The sequence below is a fragment of the Paenibacillus koleovorans NBRC 103111 genome (assembly GCF_004000845.1).
Classification (GTDB): Bacteria; Bacillota; Bacilli; order Paenibacillales; family NBRC-103111; genus Paenibacillus_AA; species Paenibacillus_AA koleovorans.
The window spans coordinates 41,515-58,376 of record NZ_BIMA01000039.1 but is presented as its reverse complement, the minus strand read 5'-3'; the positions used below and the strand labels follow the sequence as shown (position 1 = coordinate 58,376).

The 16,862-nt window shown below is 54.0% G+C and carries 15 protein-coding genes; 1 reads left to right on the top strand and 14 read right to left on the bottom strand.

The window, feature by feature from the left end; all coding sequences use genetic code 11:
• Positions 1-132: 132 nt before the first annotated feature.
• The 11 genes from PKO02S_RS15025 to PKO02S_RS14975 all read right to left on the bottom strand — a co-directional run bounded on the left by PKO02S_RS15025 (position 133) and on the right by PKO02S_RS14975 (position 10,630).
• Entirely contained in the window at positions 133-1,065 is a 933-nt protein-coding gene (locus PKO02S_RS15025) for an AraC family transcriptional regulator (RefSeq protein WP_246067027.1), read from the bottom strand.
• A gap of 63 nt (positions 1,066-1,128) precedes the next feature.
• A complete protein-coding gene (locus PKO02S_RS15020; RefSeq protein WP_127584197.1) occupies positions 1,129-2,103 on the bottom strand; it encodes an alpha/beta hydrolase in 975 nt (324 codons plus the stop codon).
• A gap of 64 nt (positions 2,104-2,167) precedes the next feature.
• A complete protein-coding gene (locus PKO02S_RS15015) occupies positions 2,168-3,832 on the bottom strand; it encodes a copper amine oxidase N-terminal domain-containing protein (protein ID WP_127584195.1) in 1,665 nt (554 codons plus the stop codon).
• Between the two features lie 205 nt (positions 3,833-4,037).
• Entirely contained in the window at positions 4,038-4,508 is a 471-nt protein-coding gene (locus PKO02S_RS15010) for a hypothetical protein (protein WP_127584193.1), read from the bottom strand.
• A gap of 70 nt (positions 4,509-4,578) precedes the next feature.
• Positions 4,579-4,947 carry a hypothetical protein gene (locus PKO02S_RS15005; RefSeq protein ID WP_127584190.1) on the bottom strand — a complete coding sequence of 123 codons (369 nt, stop codon included), beginning with the start codon at positions 4,945-4,947 and terminating at the stop codon, positions 4,579-4,581.
• Complete coding sequence (locus PKO02S_RS15000; RefSeq protein ID WP_127584188.1) at positions 4,944-6,266, bottom strand: hypothetical protein; 1,323 nt, start codon at positions 6,264-6,266, stop codon at positions 4,944-4,946. Before PKO02S_RS15000 ends, PKO02S_RS15005 begins: the two co-directional genes overlap by 4 nt.
• Before the next feature lie 291 nt (positions 6,267-6,557).
• A complete protein-coding gene (locus tag PKO02S_RS14995) occupies positions 6,558-7,070 on the bottom strand; it encodes a GNAT family N-acetyltransferase (protein ID WP_127584186.1) in 513 nt (170 codons plus the stop codon).
• Between the two features lie 14 nt (positions 7,071-7,084).
• A complete protein-coding gene (locus PKO02S_RS14990) occupies positions 7,085-7,708 on the bottom strand; it encodes a metallophosphoesterase family protein (protein WP_127584184.1) in 624 nt (207 codons plus the stop codon).
• A gap of 5 nt (positions 7,709-7,713) precedes the next feature.
• A complete protein-coding gene (locus PKO02S_RS14985) occupies positions 7,714-8,622 on the bottom strand; it encodes a serine/threonine-protein kinase (RefSeq protein ID WP_127584182.1) in 909 nt (302 codons plus the stop codon).
• Positions 8,623-8,800: 178 nt separating this feature from the next.
• Complete coding sequence (locus PKO02S_RS14980; protein WP_127584180.1) at positions 8,801-9,553, bottom strand: hypothetical protein; 753 nt, start codon at positions 9,551-9,553, stop codon at positions 8,801-8,803.
• Positions 9,554-9,739: 186 nt separating this feature from the next.
• The gene (locus tag PKO02S_RS14975) at positions 9,740-10,630 is read right to left on the bottom strand and encodes a helix-turn-helix transcriptional regulator (protein ID WP_127584178.1); all 891 of its coding nucleotides are present in this window, start codon (positions 10,628-10,630) and stop codon (positions 9,740-9,742) included.
• Positions 10,631-10,767: 137 nt separating this feature from the next.
• Here PKO02S_RS14975 and PKO02S_RS14970 point away from each other — a divergent pair, with 137 nt between their 5' ends.
• Complete coding sequence (locus tag PKO02S_RS14970) at positions 10,768-11,604, top strand: phytanoyl-CoA dioxygenase family protein (protein ID WP_127584175.1); 837 nt, start codon at positions 10,768-10,770, stop codon at positions 11,602-11,604.
• 403 nt (positions 11,605-12,007) lie between these two features.
• On the opposite strand, the gene PKO02S_RS32900 is transcribed toward PKO02S_RS14970, so the two are convergent.
• The 3 genes from PKO02S_RS32900 to PKO02S_RS14955 all read right to left on the bottom strand — a co-directional run bounded on the left by PKO02S_RS32900 (position 12,008) and on the right by PKO02S_RS14955 (position 16,746).
• A complete protein-coding gene (locus tag PKO02S_RS32900; protein WP_218033932.1) occupies positions 12,008-13,573 on the bottom strand; it encodes an aminotransferase class III-fold pyridoxal phosphate-dependent enzyme in 1,566 nt (521 codons plus the stop codon).
• An 11-nt stretch (positions 13,574-13,584) separates the two neighbouring features.
• The gene (locus tag PKO02S_RS14960) at positions 13,585-15,828 is read right to left on the bottom strand and encodes a helix-turn-helix transcriptional regulator (RefSeq protein WP_127584170.1); all 2,244 of its coding nucleotides are present in this window, start codon (positions 15,826-15,828) and stop codon (positions 13,585-13,587) included.
• Between the two features lie 72 nt (positions 15,829-15,900).
• Positions 15,901-16,746 (bottom strand): carbohydrate ABC transporter permease, encoded by an 846-nt coding sequence (locus tag PKO02S_RS14955; protein ID WP_127584201.1) that lies wholly within the window; start codon positions 16,744-16,746, stop codon positions 15,901-15,903.
• Positions 16,747-16,862 lie beyond the last annotated feature (116 nt).

Here is a 16,862-nt window from a genome sequence, read left to right as displayed (position 1 = left end):
CCTTGCTCTGCAGTCCGACCCCCCAGTAAGTCAGGGTACCCCTGACGCTTCAATACGGTGAAGAACTTAAACTTTCTTAGCTGTAAAAAAAGGCCGCGAACCATCGCGACCCTCCTCAACTAACACTCTAAGCTACTTGCTCCGCACCGGAATCCACACCTCGCAGTACTCCTTGCCGCTCTCGGCGACCCCGTACATTTCGAATTGCGGTCCGTTTTGCGGCTCGTATGAAGCCATCGGGAACCATTCCGTGTAGATGCGCTTCCACAACCCTTGAATCTGGCCGACCAGCTGGTCCGGCGTGTACTCCTCCGATTTGAAGATCGCATAAGTCGCGGCCGGAATGTCCAGCACCTTGTACGTCTCCGTGTCCACCTCGCCCGACTCCGGCATAAAGCCGAAGATCATATACGGAAACTTGCCGGACTGCCCTTCGCCATAGCACATCACCGCATTCACCGGACATATGCCGCGGCTGGATTCGTTCCATTGCCGACCCGACGCTAACGAGATCCGGTCCACCGTCCCGTCTTGGAACAGCCTCTGCCACATTTGCGGAATGCCGATCAAATTTTCCCCATTCTCCATGGAGAACAGCTCCTCGACCCCAAACACCGTGAACGCTTCATGCTCGATAATCTTGTAGTTCATCTCAATCGCTCCTCGAATCGTAATGTGAAAGGACAGCCGGGGATACGACTTCAACGCCGTGCCTTTCTGACGCGCTAACGTCGGGGGGACTCCATGCAGCTTCTGAAACGCGCGAGCGAATGCCTCCGGGGAGTCGTAGCCGAATTTCATGCCCAGGTCGATGATCTTGATCGCGCTATGCTGCAGCTCGAACGCCGCCAGCGTCAATCTTCTCCGCCGAATATACTCGGACAGCGGGATGTCCACCATGAACGAGAACATCCGTTGAAGGTGGTACACCGAACAGCAAGCGATCTCCGCCGCCCGATTGTAGTCGATCTCACCCGCCAAGTTGCCTTCGATATATTCAAGCGCGCCGTTCATCCTTGTCAGCCAATCCATCCCGTTGTCCCGGCCTCCTTTTCCCTTCTTCATCTTAAAGCTTTCTCGCTCCGCCGTCCTAGCCGTTCATGCACGATTCTGCTAGGTCAGTTTTTTTCATAAAACACCGTTCCTCTTGTGATCCAACAATCCCCTCACCGCATCAATCACAGCCTGCGGCTTGTGAATCTGGATGGAGTGCCAGCTATCTTCCACGATGATCTGGGTCGTCTGCCGGGTCAGCTGCAGCAGGAACGCCTGCCCCTTTTTCCACGATTCGTTCTGCTTCCCTGCGGTCAGGACGACAACGGGCAACTCGGGAGGCAAGGGCTGTGAGAACTTCAACTGTCTAGCGCTCTGCTCCGTACCCAGCTGCTCCGCATAAGCGGCCGTGTAAGCATGGCTTCGGTATCCCAATGCAGTGACGATGTGCTGCACATTCGGAGGCAGCCGTTTCGACCCAATCGACCTTCTCAGCATACGCGGAATTCCTATTGGAGACAACAGATAACCGAGTCTCATTAGCTTCCGATACCCCGCTTGTTCTTTCTTCCTTGCCTTGCTAGTGCTCCCGTCCAAATATCGCCCTTCATGTGTAGAATCGACCAGCACTAGCCCTTGAACCTCGTTCGGATAATACGAAGCAAACAACCGCATCATCATCCCTCCGTACGAATGTCCAACTAGCAGATACGGTGGTCTCAGCCCTAGCGTTTGCAGCAGTTCGCGAAGATCGTACACATAGTGCCAGCATGTCGAGATCGGCAAAGTCTCTTGGCTCCATCCAAACCCGGCACGATCATAGGACAACACGGCGGCATACTTGGAAAGCTCCGGCTGTACCAAAGCCCAATCCAACGCGCAACCGCCCATCCCCGATTCCAAAATAATGGTTGGCGTGCCGGTGCCTGACAATACTTCCCCGGTCAAACAGACATGCAAGTGACGATCTCCGATTTTTACCATTCGTCCTACCGGCTTGTATCGGGAAGCATCCCTAGCCGATGCCGCCAGCTGGTACGCGGATAACGGAAATCCGACTAAGGCCGCTGCACCACGGGCCCATTTTTCAACTACAGGAATTCCAGCCATCCTCCACTAGTCCCCCCTCTAATGAAAAACGAGGCCGCCAGATCAACTCGACAGCCTCGCCTCCTTACTCTCTCGTAATCTGAATCGCTCGCATCTCGTCGTTCCATTCCGTACGGCCGCCGAGCTGGGTCACGATAAAGCTGAGCGGCACATAGCTCGTATCGTCGCGGACGACGACCTCCTGCTCCATCTCGACGCTTTTGCCGTCCACCAGCGCCACCTTGTTGCCGGCATGGAGCACGATCGTACGCGAGCTGAGCGTATCGAGAACTTTGATATTCTGCGTTGCCGGATCCCATTCGATCTTAGCATGCAGGCGTTCGCTTATAAAACGGGTCGGTACCATCGTCACACCATTCTCAATATAAGGCATTCCAACCCCTGGAATATACAGGCCGGCTCCGATATACAGCGGGAACGACACTTTGGCAATCCCCAAGTCTTTGCGGAACAGTTGGTAGACGTCCGACTTCGGATCCAGGTTTTGCAGGAAGTCCGTCGGCTGAGTCTCCCTTGTGAACGTCATGCCGCCTCCCGTCAGAGGGATCGAATCCGCTTGAACCTTCTCGTTCACATTCCAATTTTCCGTGCTCGCCTCGATTCGGATCGCGGTCAAGCCGTTCGAATCTTCCATCTGAGGCGCAATCTGAATGACCGAGTTCGATTTGCGCAGCTTGAAGCGGTTATCGAAATACAGGTCGGTCTTGAAGTAACTGTTCTCGTTAAAAGCGGCTTCCCAAGACTTTTGCTCCTTCGCGCCGAGACTTTCCAACGCCACCAACAGGATGACGAACACTTGCTTAACTTCCGTATGAATGACTTCTATTGCGATCTCGCGATCGTCCAGGACCGCTTTCAATCCGTTCAGGATCGGGTCCATTGCGGTTTTGAGCTGACTGAACGGATTGACTATACCCGGGTAAGCCTCATCAAAATCCAGATCGGCATCGTCAAACAAGAGCTCCTCTTCCTTCGGCGCCGTTATCGCCTTCTCCAGCTCCGCGGACAAGAGCGGATACAGCGCGTCATACAGCTGCCCGATCAGTTCTTTTAGCGATTCGTCGTCTTTCAGCGCGTTTTTCACAAATGCTTTCGCAAGCGGGATCAGCTCTTTCCCCGTGATCTCGCCATGCAGCTTGTGCAGGGACACCGACTCGCCGTTGATCGTTTCAATTACATTGTCCACGCTTAGCTTACTCGGGTTCGGCAGCTGCTTCACCAAGTAAGCCATCATGCTGCTCGTCAGCTCGCCGTCGCTCAGCTTCTTCTGCAGCTCCGTGTAGAATGGAGGCATCTCCTGCGCAGCGGCAGCATCACCCTTAGCCTCGGCCAAGTCAAAGACGAGCGGCTTCTTGGCCCCTTCAATCTTCAGCACCATTTGTTCCTCGTTCAGAGCCGCCTCGAAAGGAATGTTATATTTCGCAATCAAAGCCGATCCCTTCATGGACAACTTAGCGGTGCTCTCCATTTTGATGGAATCGAGCTTCACCTTCACCGTTTCGAACAGCTTGAGCATCGCCAATCGACTCGGATCGATCTGCGCTTTTTCATCCAGCACCAGGCTCAGCGTATACTCCCCTTTGCCTTCCATCGACTTGGCGACCATCGCTTCCACGAGCGCCTTGTTCACGTCGAACCCCGAGATCGCCTGGCAGCTCGTAATGACCACCACTAGCACCACGCTCAGAATCGCAGCAAGCTTCTTCCATCTCCAACTCTTTCTCTTCATCGCACACCTGTCCTTTTTATGGAATCTCTGTATACTCATCACGAAATACTCATATTCGACAATTTGGAAAAATCTCCTCTTTTTGTGGGCAAGTTATTGAACTAATTTCCCTCCGGACCCAAATCGTGGTATCGTACTTATATTGAAAAAAGGAGCTTCCGCAGAATTCTGCAGGAGGCTCCTTTCGTGTGTTCTACTTCTGTGTTCAACGGATTAGTCGAAGCTTCTTTTGCTCATACCGGTACTCTCGGCTTCGAAATCCCGACTCATGCTCCTCTCCCACCTCTATCGTCCAAACGCTCGGCTCCCTATTGACTTGAGCTGCCAGACGCCGTCCTTGAGCCTCTTTCTCTGTGACAACCGACGCCCGCTCCAATCCATTATCCTCCGAAAAAGAGTACACATTAACATTCGGTCCATTCAAATGCAAACCTTCAAACTGCACGAGGATCTCACTCATTCCGTCCCGGTCAAGATCTTTCACGTACGGAATACCCCAATCTTCAAACGCCTTCCACCGCTGCTCCTCCCGGTCAAACAACAGGTGAAGCATCCGCCCCGGCCCATTGGCAAACAGCCCGATGCTGCCCAGGAACTCGTACCGTCCGCTCTCTGTCGGCACCTTCTGCTGTTGCAAGATTGAGCTTGGATTAGCCATCGATGAAGGTTGCAACAACTGATCGGACAGCTCTTCCGGAATGCGATACCGACGTCCCTGAACTTCAAGCGCCCCTCTGAGCGCCGTTCTATCGGTTCAAGTCCACCTGGAATTTGGACTGTTTGGCATCCTTCATCGAACTCTCGGCCTGAATCCGGATCGTACCTTTCGGGAAGGTGAGGGTCAACTGAGTGGCGGTCTTCGTATCGGTGCTAAGCTCGGGAATAGTCCGGCTTTCGAAGCCCTTGCTGGAGCCGACGGCCGTCAAATACCTCAGCATCTCCTCAAGGCTCGCTCCCTCATAAAGGCTCCTCAAATAATCCGTCCACTGCTGTTCGAACCAAGCGGGCACAACGACTTGCGCACCGGAGCGTTGGATCATGTCGATCATCTGGACGACCATCCGACCGTCTGCCTCTTGCATCGCTACGGCCAACCCAAGCTCAGGACGGTTCATGCTCTGGAAGGCGCTGTTTGCACTTCGAATGGTTGATGCGGCTTCTCATCGCCCGGCAATAAGTTAGCAGCCCCTCCGGCGCTTGTGTAGTAAAGGCTGCCATCCGGTCCCCTTGTTTGAACGAGCCGATACATCACATGGCTGGTGCGCGTGAGAGGCACTACGTCTACTCGATTCGTAATCCGACCTGGTGTTCGCGTCTCGGACACCTCCTCCTCATCCACAAGCCAAGTGATTTCCGCAACCCCGTTCAACTCTCGGGGCTTCTTGTCGTTGGAGAGGTCCGGGAGATCGATGGCTATCCGAAAGTCTCCTTCTAGCCACTCGTATGTGGCGTATCGTCCTTGTGAGGCGTAATACACGTCCGATAAGCTCGGTTTGTAGGAAATGCCGGCAAGCTGCTCCTTCGTCCCCCAATCCAGCAAACGCAAGTAAGAGCCGGAAGCCGCCCAGAAGGCCGCTGCAGTCAGGAGCGGGATCAACGCCAGAGGGAGAAGAAGGGTGAGCTTTCTTGGGCTCCGAGGTTTAGGTGCTTCTAGCTGCGGGTTCTGGACAACGACGGTCCTTGTTTCTGTTTCAGCGGCCGTTGGCTTGGAGCTCAAGCTTTTCATAACCAAGGCGATCAGACCCGTTCCGACAAACGCGTAGGATAGCAGCGGCACCGCATACCCGTATGGCGCAGGAAGCGCTCGAAACAGGCCGATGAACAGCGTGCCCAGTAGTGCCACTACCGCAATGGGCAGCAAAGCGAAAAACCGTCGGCCCAACATGCCCGGTGCCTTTCCCAATGCATATCCCAGCGAATAGTTGCGAATGACGACCAAGTACGGAGCAAGCGAGAATAGCAGCAAAATCAACAAGATCAAGATACCTAAAGGTATAGCAGTCATCGCCAATACAAGCAGCAGCCCGCCGAGTATCGCTTGAAGGAACGACCATCCAAACATGCGATAAAAGTATCGGCGTCCCTCGACGATTAAGGAGAGCGGTAATTTGCCCTGTAGCCAGCCGTGTATCCCGCCTAAATACATGCCTCTGACGAAAGCTTGCACGATCAGGATTACAGTCGAGACGAATATGGATAACGGTCCCCCGTGCTGTGAGTTCGTTTTCAGCGACGTAAAAGGAATTTTCAAATCCGGCAGCTCCGGCAAATACATGGGGATGACCGCCGTGAAGCTATTTGTCTGGGTAACAGCTTCCACTGGATTGGCGAGCGAGTAGGGGAAGATGGCGAACCCTTGATAAATGCCGATCCCGACCGCAACCGTGACCAGTACTTCGAACGCGAGCACTAATACAACCAAACGTAGATACACCTTGCCAACCTCCTCCACGATGCCATTTCACATTTATATTAGACGCTCGAGAGGTAAGAATGTTTTTCTTGAATTGTAAGATTGATAAAAATTTCATAAATTTTGTTAACTCGAGCGAGAAATGAGGTGCATCTCGGATATACGTGGGTGGCGTATTGGGGGGATTCGCGTCGTGGAGAAGCTGATATTTAGCTGGGTGGCAGATTGACTAAGGTGCTTGTGAAGTTTGGGCTTGTAGTGGAGCTGTAGTTGGTCGCGGGACATTTTTACTTGGGTAGGCAGCAGTTTGCTCTATTCCAGCACCCGATCCAGCTCCAGCACCATCAATTCCTCATCCAAGTACCGATCTCCAATCTTCATCCCGCGTTTATCGAGTCCGTACGACTGGAAACCCAGCGCCTCATACAGACGTCTCGCCGGAACATTGGTAGCGGTAACGCCTAGATACACCCGCTCGATCCCGCCCAAAGCCCGCGCTTGACTGATAGCCGCCGACAAAAGTCCCCGCCCCACCCCCGACCTGCGAGCAGCAGGACGCACGAACATGGCGACAAGATGCGCTTTGTGTTTGATTTTCGACTTCGACTCCGGCAGCAGCGTGACTGTTCCCTGCAACTGGTCCTCCGCGAACGAGCCGAACGTATACACCTGCTCCGAACGCAGCCTTTCCTCAAAAAACGCCAAAGACCGTTCCACTTCCTCCTCATAGCTGGAGCTGAACGCCTCGGGATGAGCCTGCAGCGCCTCCAGCCGAATCTCTCTGTACGCGGACGCATCCGCCGGAGTCAGCCTTCTGATCGTCATTCTTACTCCCCCTCTTACTTTCCTTTGAAAACTTCTATTTTGCCTCGCGACGGAAAATCCACAATATAATAGCCGAACCCATTAATGATAGTCGTGTCCTTATACGTATGGATTCTTTCATTTCTGCCGTAGTTCAAGTGCTGGTGGCCGTGGAACAAATAACGGGGACTGTACGCATCCATGAACGTTCGGAAGCAGCCGAAGCCTTTATGCACGGGATCTCGGCCGTCCCCTAGATCGAGCACCGGTGCGTGAGTGACCAGAATATCGAGGCCGCGATTCCACCAAAGGTTTGGCTTCAACTTTACCATTCGCCAACGCATTTGTCGCTCGGTAAATTGAAACTCACCAGGAGCGTACCGGATACTTCCACCTAGACCTGCTATGCGTACACCTTTGTAAGTGAGGATTCGATCTTCCAAGCTGACGCAGCCCTCCGGCGGGTGTTTCTTGTAATCCGTATCGTGGTTGCCGTGGACATAGTACAGGGGAACGTCCAGCATGCTGACCAGGAACGACAAGTACGCTTGCTTCAGATCCCCGCACGAAATAATCAACTCCACATCCTTGAACCGTTCCTTGTCAAAATAATCCCAGATGTACTTCGATTCCTCATCCGAGACGATCAGCAGCTTCATCCTCATCACCGATCCTGTCCGTTAACGTTGGCTCCTCCACACTCCGCCTTGCCCGCATCCCAAGCCGCCTTAAACGCGGCTACACTTGCGAAGCGCCGCTCCCTGTCGGGATCAACCGCCTTTAGGGCCACTTCATATAGCGCTTCCCCTGCCGTCCACTTCGCCAACGCCCGGTCGCGTTCCCCGCCGAGCAAAACAAATGCCGTCGCCCCCATGTTGAACACATTGGTTCGTTCATCGATCGTTGCCCCGAGCTCAAACTCCTCCGGAGCCATAAACCGCGAAGAGCCCCACAGGCGGCCCATAGTATTGATAAAAGGCTTGCGCTCGTAAAGATCGATATCGCATATTTTCAGCTCGCGCCGATCAAAGTCGTACAACAAGCTGCCGTCGTAAAAATCGATAGCCACATAACCAAGCCGCTCCACATGCGCGTGAAACGAGTAGATCGTATCCACCGCACGCAACCGATCCTCCAAAGGCAGCTGCTGGAACCTCACATTTGGCGACCGGGGATCGGTGTATTTGGCCGGGGGCGGGAACATCCAATGATTGTGCAGCGACTCGCCCTTGAACCAGTGGAACACCGCGGCGTACCCGTCGCCGTTTACCTCGAAGTGATCCACTAGCTCGACCAACGCCGGATGGCGCAGCTCTTGAAAGACGGGAACCGCCGCCTTCAACCGTTGCACCGCGTCCCGAGGCTCGCCCGAGAACGTAACCGCCTTCGCTCCGGCGTATTTGACGAACCGTTTCGCCCCGCTCTTTTCCACGCCAAAGCTGATGTTGCCGGAATCCTGCTGATCGAACACCGCCACCACGCGCCCCAACGTCCGCAGCCACTCGAAGTCATGCGCCTCTTGCACCTGAGCCTGTACATCGTCGATCTGAATCTGGATGGGATCGTTCTTCATTCCATGCCTCCTGGGATAAGGGTCTATACAGCTGACCATATCCTTTTCGCCCCCTCCCGGCAAGGGAAAGAACGACTATCAAGAAAGAGACCCACAGCAACGGGGTGCGGGTCTTAAAGGTGTTCCTATATCAAAAGGGGGTCGTAAGTAAGTATTGCCCATGATCATTAACCCAAGATTATTTAAAATAATAAAAATAACTTCCTTCGAATTCCTTCTTAACTTTTTCGTCGCTATCTGTTTGGAAAGGAACATGGTGTTTCTCTCGATACAATCCATATTCATCCTTCTCCTTCAGATAATAAAAACAGACATTTCTAATCTCCTCAGAAGTACCGTCTAGATCGTACTTTTCCTTGTCGGCATCCGTTTGGAAAAACACAAAAATGCTACCGAAGTTAATTAGCACACGATAAATAGGAAGAGACGGAAAGGTTGAGTTTATCAAATTCACAATGGATTTAGATTGATTGGTCAAACTAAATTCTCTATAAGCTTGTTCAAATGAGTGACTCATGACAAACAGGCGATTTGTTTCGATGATTAGCTTTTCGTTAACTTTTAAGTGGAGTGTCGAATATATTTTGGGGTTTCTGTAGAATGGAAAGCGTTGAGGAACACGATGGTCCACAATTAATTTTTTTATATAATCTAGCGTCTGCTCAACCTTTGGGGCCGTCACACCATGTAAGTTTTGTGTAAATCCATCCTCTCTCATTTTTGAAAAAGAGGCATTGTCGGCTGAGTAAATGTCTAAGCGATTAATAACATAAGATGGTAATGATTTCATTCTTTTTCTGTAATACCCACAACATAGAACATCATATCCAAAATTCACCTGTAAAAAATCAGATAGACTTTGAAAAATAGGTTGTTGCAGAATCAATCGATCTTTGTGCTTTTTCACTTGAACGTACAACTCCTCTTCCATCGTCCGCTATCACTCCCTTTTTTATATGTATTATTCTCAATTGAAAAGCTCAGTATCATGCAGAGGCGTGTTACAGTCACAATACGATCCAAAATTTGAACAGCTACAGTGAGGTGGTTAGTTGAGTATATTATTCACCATAACGCTTGGTGGGTTGGCGGAGCGTTATGAACCTAAGTACTCAGTTTACTTGGGTTCCAACTCCTCGGCCCCCGGAGGAACCCCCTGCTGCCTGAACTCGCTCGGCGTCAACCCCGTCGCTTTCTTGAAGTGCGTACTGAAATAATGAATGCTGCCGTACTGGAGGCGTTCTGCAATTTCTTCCAGCTTCTTGTTCTCCAGCAGCATCCGTTTGGCAACCTTCGTCCGGTTCTCGAGCAAATAGTGCTTGGGCCCGACGCCGAACCGTTCTCGGAACAGCTTGGTGAAATAGGTGGGATGATACCCGCACAGCTTGGCCAGCTCCTCGACCGACCAATTCTGCTCCGGCTCCTCCGACAAGGCTCGCATCGCTTTGCTTAACCTCCAGTCATCCGACTTCGCATCCTTCTCCGACAACTGACGTATCCACACCGTGAGCAGTTCCATCAGCAGCCCCCGCAGCATGAACGCATACCCAGGCTTTTCCTGAATGTACTCGTTTACGATTTTCTCGAACAAAGGCTCCAGCACCGGCTCGCGAAACGCATTCGGAATCGCCACCGTGCCTCGCCCCGGAATCTCCACCGTATGCGTACTGGGCACTCCGGCTAGCTGATCCGGCTCCAAATAACGAATTTGATAGGCCGGGTGAACAGGGTCGGGCTGGGGGGAATCCCACCTGAAATGCATGCTATAGAACTCCGTGTTCGCAAGCAGCTTTAACTGATGAGCCGTATCCATCCCGTAAAAAACAGCCCCGCCGTCCAGTATCGTGTACACCTTGGAGCCTAGGCGCAGCACGGCTTTGCCGTGAATGACGTGGAACAGCTGAAAATCCGGAATGACGCGGATCCCGAAATCCGTCCCAGCCGACTGAGCCGTCCGCGAGGCAAAGTTGACGGTTGGCAACAGCTTGTTTAAGTTTCCCAGAAACATGGCAACGTTCCCTCTCGAACAATGTTGGAAAAGTGAAAGCGGAAGCTTGAATTTATGCAAATACCAGGCACCCTCGGCGCGCTATACTGACCTCAATGACCTCATCTTAAATGTATCGACAAAGGAGCGCAACGAATATGTTGACGGGGCTGCAAGTGAAGGAGTTTGAAACGAACGGGTTTCTGAAAGGCGATGTAGTGCTGAGCGAGGAGGAAGTGGAGCGGCTGCGGGAAGAGCTCGATCTGGTGCTGGAAGGGAAATCCGTCAAGAAGCCAGTCTTGAATCGGAACTTGAAAGAACTGGATGGGGATGAGTCTCCAGCGCTGTATGACAACATGAAGATGTCGGTCAGCGAAAAAGTAATCCAAGTCGTCAACATCTGGATGGCCAGCGATTTGTTCTATCAGCATGCTTCCCATCCGCGGATTTGTGAAGAAATCGCTCAGCTGTGCAAGACGGACGCGCTTCGCATCTGGCATGACCAAGTCCAATACAAGCCCCCGGTTACGGGCGGCCCGACCGCCTGGCACCAGGATTACCCGCTGTGGCCGGTCGTGCAGCCGGCGGACTTGGTCAGCGCCTGGGTAGCCCTCGACGATGCCGTCATCGAGAACGGCTGCATGTGGATGGTGCCGGGCTCGCACAAGTGGGGCGATCATCAGCGGCACTTGGCCGCAACGTCGGACTTCATGCCCTACCACAGACAGCCTGAGCTGCTTCCGGAAGGAGCGATCGTCCAGGCGGTCCCCTTCGAGATTAGGAAAGGCCAAGTCGGTTACCACCATTCCTTGACTTGGCATGGCAGCCCGCACAATCGTTCGGAGCTGAAACGCAGGGCGATCGCCGTCCACTACATGCCCGGGTACACCCGCTACGAGCCGGAAGGCAAACACGTCATGGACGCTTATGTCGAGGTGGCTCCCGGGGAGATTTTGCGCGGCGCGCATTTCCCGGAAGTGTACCGGAGCAGCTAAGCAATACGCCAGCTCAAAAAAAGAGACCCACAGCAACGGGCTGCGGGTCTTAAGTCTTGCTATATCAAAAAGGGGGTCGTAAGTAAGTATACCCCGCGAACATTAAAACGGAATGAACGGCACATTTCAATTTCGTTACAAATGGGTCGCCTTCTTTGTGGCCCGACGCACGACGACGACTGACTTCACCTTTTACCCTAGACTAGCCGCCTTCTGAATCGCAAGGTTAGCCGAAACTGCAAGAAAGAGACCCACAGCAACGGGCCGCGGGTCTTCAAGGCGTTCTATATCAAAAAGGGGGTCGTAAATAAGTATAGCTCGCCATCATTAAACGGGGATGAAGATTACATTTCAGTTTCGTTACAAATTTGAAGTTCTCGCTGCCCCTCTTCGTTTTTCCTAACTAGATGGCAAGCTCCTGATGACGGTAATATTGGTTGTACAGGTCCGCATAGTGACCGCCCTTCTCGAGCAGCTCTTCGTGGTTGCCTTGCTCCACCAGTTTACCTCGTTCCAGCACGACGATGCGGTCGGCGCTCTTGATCGTGGACAGCCGATGGGCGATGACGAGAACCGTCCGACCATCGAACAGCTCATTCATGCTCGCTTGAATGCGCGACTCCGTGAACGGATCGATGCTCGCCGTCGGCTCGTCGAGAATGAGAATGCGCGGGTCGCGGAGCATGACCCTGCACAGCGAGATCAGCTGCCTCTGACCCATGGATACGCCCTTGCCGCTCTCGCCGATCTTCGTCGCGAGGCCATTCGGCAGCGACTTCAGCCAGTGCCAACCGCCTACGCGCCCGGCCATCTTCTCGATCGCCTCATCGGTCGCGTCCGGGTTGCCGTAGCGGATGTTATCGGCGATCGTACCGCTGAACAGCACCGGCGTCTGTGGCACAATGCCGAGCCTCAGCTCGCTACCTAGCCGCTCTGCGGCCAACCAAGGCTCGGTCGCCTCCATCACGTCCAGCACGGCGAGCCCTGCCGCGCAGCTAAGCGGATTCGCGGCGAACGTCGAGCTATGGTTGCCCGCCGGCAGCGCGTTCTTGATCCGCGACGGACCCATCACGCCGGCGCTCGGCACCCCGTTGCCGAGCCCTTTGCCGAACAGCAGCAAGTCAGGAAGAACGCCCGTCTTCACGCAGTGGAACGGAGCGCCGGTCCGCCCGAAGCCCATATAGATCTCGTCGAATATCGAGACGATCCCATACCGGCGCGCCAGCTCGACGACTTCACGCAAAAAGTCAGCCCCGCCCGCATGTACACCCTCAGCCGCCTGAATCGGCTCCACGATCAACGCCGCCGGTAACTCACCGCAACGGCCTAACTCCTCCAGCTCCGAGCGCAGCTCCGTCAAACACTGCTCCACCGTCACACCCGCCAGCTTGCTCCCGATACCTTGCATCGGGTAGGGCACCGACCGATACGAATCCCGGTCGAACGCACTGTAAGCGCGAAACGACGGCTTCCAAGTCGCCCCCAGCGCCCCCGTGCTCTTCCCGTGAAACGCCCGGTCAAACGCGAGCACCCCGCGCCGCCCGGTAGCCGCACGCGCGACCTTCAACCCCGCCTCCGTCTCCTCCGTCCCGGCGACGGCCAACAACACCGCGCAGTATGGGGCGAACCGCCCCAGACGCTGCACGAGCTCGTGCCGAACGCCCGTCGGCACGTTCCACCCCACATGCAGCAGCTCCGCCGCCTGCTGCTGCACCGCCTGCACGACGCGCGGGTGCTGGTGGCCGAGGCTGATCGCTCCGCTGCCCCCGCTGCCGCCCCAATAATGGCGCCCGGCGTCGTCGTACAGCCGGAGCCCTCGCCCCGCACGATCAGCGGATAATCGGGCATTCCCCGATACGGATCGAGCGAATATGCTTCCGAAATAGGCTTCAAAGTCATCATCAGTCCCCTTTGCGCTCCAATTTACCCCATCCCGGGCAGGCTCATCGTGGTTAGAGGTCTCTCTCACTTCCTCTACCCCTACAACAAGTGCTTGCGATATTCGCTAGGCGAAACCCCTCCGTATTTTCGAAACGTATTGGTGAATGTCGTCGCCGTCAGGAAGCCGGTTTTCTCCCCGATCTCCGCGACGGTCAAGTCGGTGGCTCTCAGCAGCTCCTTCGCATGCTTGAGACGGACTCGATTCAGGTATTCCACGAAATTGACGCCGAACTGCTTCTTGAAATAAGTGGAGAAATATTTGGGCGACGTCTCCATCAGCTCCGCCATCTGCTCCAGATGCAAAGGCTCCATATAATGCGTGTCGATGAACCGAGCGATATCCGACGGGCTCAGCCGGCCTCGGTGGTCCAACCGGATTTTGTCCCAAATCGTCCGAATCGCCTTGACCAACCCTTCCCGCATCGCACCGTAGTGGAACGCATCCTCCAAGCTCCGGTTGAACTCCGCCTCGAGCGCCACGATTTCATGAGTCGGGACGACGCCGGAATCGAGCTGATTGACGAACGCGTAGAACATCGTCTTCATGATCGGCACCATCTGCTGGTAATGCGCGCGCTGCTTGGCATTGGCGGCTACGATCTCGTCCACGATCCGCACACAGTCGTCGACGTTTCCGGCCTTGAGCGAATGCGCCGCCCGATCGATCTCGTCCAGCGGGACGAGCACCTTCCCGTTCAATCGGATCGCCAGGCAATCGATAAGCGGGTCGTCCTGCTGCAAGTTCCGGTACGTCATACCGCTCTCCAGCTCCTGGTAAGCGATCGGCACATTCGACGTCTGAGCCGCGTACAGCCGGCTTGCCGTGACGATAAGCGCATGCTCCTGCTGCTCCCCAAGCCCATGCTGGGCCAAGCTTCTCAGTCGTTTCAGAGTCGATTCCCGATCGATCGGATGCCGGATGCTGAGGACCGCCAAGTACCGCCGGTTCGTCATGTGGAAGACGACCCCTTTGCCCACTCGTTTGATCAGCTCCTCCTGCAACACCGCCGTGTACACCTCGGTCGTCCCCGCATCTCCCATCGGGTTCGCGCCGGCCGAATACAGATGGAACCCCGCCAGCAGGAAATATTTTTCCTGAAAAATATCGACCAGGTACGGCTCAATCCGCTGATCCGCCTCCGCTGTCGGACCGGACTCCCGCAGAATGTCGAGAAACGCGTTTTTCCTCATCTCCATGCGGATAAAAGCCATCTGGCTCTTGAACGTCTCGTTCTCCTGCTGCATCGTGACGATCCCGGTTTTGATGTTCCGGTAGCCCGTTCCGCCGATTTCCCTCCCGCCGATCAGCGCCAGAATGCTGCGCACCGCTTTGTACAAGTAATAGCTGAGCAGCACCGTCGAGAGCAGCACATAAGCGATCGCGATCACGATGATAAGCCGATTCGTATTCGCCACCGTTGTCATCAAAGCGAGCGTGTAAGGCGACTTGACGATGTAGATAAAGCCGTTGTAGTCGGATTTGATCAGGGTGTACTCGAAATCCTTTTTCTTCAGCGTCGTCTCCGATTGCGTCCCCAAGTTCAAAGCCTTCATCGCCTCGACCAAATCCCAGCCGGCCTCCGTATTGAACACCGCACTGCGATTCTGATCCAACACGATCAGCGACGCATCCTTCACGACACTTCCGGATTGGTCGATATGCTTCAGCAGCTTATCCATGTTCAGGTAGACGAGTACGTTCAGATCGGACAGCTGGTTGCTCCCGAGGACGGGCAGCAGGCTCAGCTTGCTGTCGACGCCCCTCTTGGTGAAGGACTCGGCCGGAAAGACGCGCAAAGGATGCTGGTTGGCCGCGAACGTTTTCCATAGCTCGGCGACATAGGTTTTGTTGGTGTACTGGCGATTGAACAGCTCCTCCATATGGATCGTGCCCACCCTCGTGATCGCGAGGCTGGAGTTTCTGTGGAAGATCGCCACCTCTTCGACATAATCGATCGAGGTCGTGAGCTCGCCGATTTCCTTGTACATCCGATACGCCTCATGCAGGTCGACCAGACCGTCGTCATGCGATTTCCACACTTGGTATGGAAGCATCTGGATGGAATAAATCAGGTCATTGATGTCTTTGAAGCTTTCGTCGAAGGCTCGTATGGTGTTCTGTACGGTGAGCTTGTTGTTCTCGCTGACTTGCATGTAGATGCTGGACAAGGAGTTTTTGTACACGAGGTAATTAGAAGCGAACATGATGATGACAACCGATAGCAGCGCGCCAAAAATTTTGAGCAAATCCTTGTTGGCAAACAAACTGATATTCAGCTTCATTACCGCCCCCCTTTTCCAAATTAGGATACAGGTATTAAACAGGATGCTTCTATATTCGCTGCATCGTCGTGCTTATCCTTTTTCCGAACCCAGCATGATCCCTTTCGCAAAATATTTTTGTGCAAACGGGTACACCATCAGCACGGGAATCATCGAGATGAAAATCGTTGCGTTTTTCAAAGCCTGCGGGGTAAGCGTCGCCTTATCCACCAGCGTCGAATCCTTGACCGTAGCGCTGAACAGCATATCTCTCAGCACCACCTGAAGCGGGTACAAATCGGAATCGTTCAAATAAATCATCGGGATGAAAAAACTGTTCCAGTGCCCCATGAAATAAAACAAGCCGATGGAGGCAAGCGCCGGTTTGGCCAGCGGGATCGTGATTTGGAATAAAACCCGGAACTCGGACGCCCCGTCCACAATCGCCGATTCACGCAGGGAGCTCGACATGGACTCGTAAAAGCTTTTTAAGATCAGCAGCTCCATCGTCCAAATCGCATTCGGCAGCACGAGCGCCCACATCGTATCGATCAGATGAAGCTTTTGCACGATCAGATAGGAAGGGATGATGCCGCCGGAAAGGAACATGGTCAACACGATCGCTATGGTAAACGTTCTACGTCCGAAAAAGCCTGGTCTCGACAAAGGATACGCAGCCACCGCCGTCATCAGCAGGTTGATAAATGTGCCTACACTTGTATAAACAATCGTATTCCAGTAAGCGCGCGGGATGCGCGGTGTGGCGAGAATTTCTTGATACGCTTGCAGGTTGAACCCTTTGGGCCAGAGGAACACCCGGTTCTGCACGATGCTGGCCGTATCGCTGAACGAGATCGCCACGATGTAGAGGACGGGGTACAGCGTCGAGATTGCTACCAAGCTGAGCAGCAGAACGAGAAACCAGTCGAACAGCGTGATGCGGTTGTATGGGTTGCGGTTGACCGGTCTGGGTGAATTTGTCGGGTGATCTGGGCTTGATGCGTTTGCTGGATTTGATGAGTTTGCAGGATTTGATGAGTTTGCCGTACTGGCCG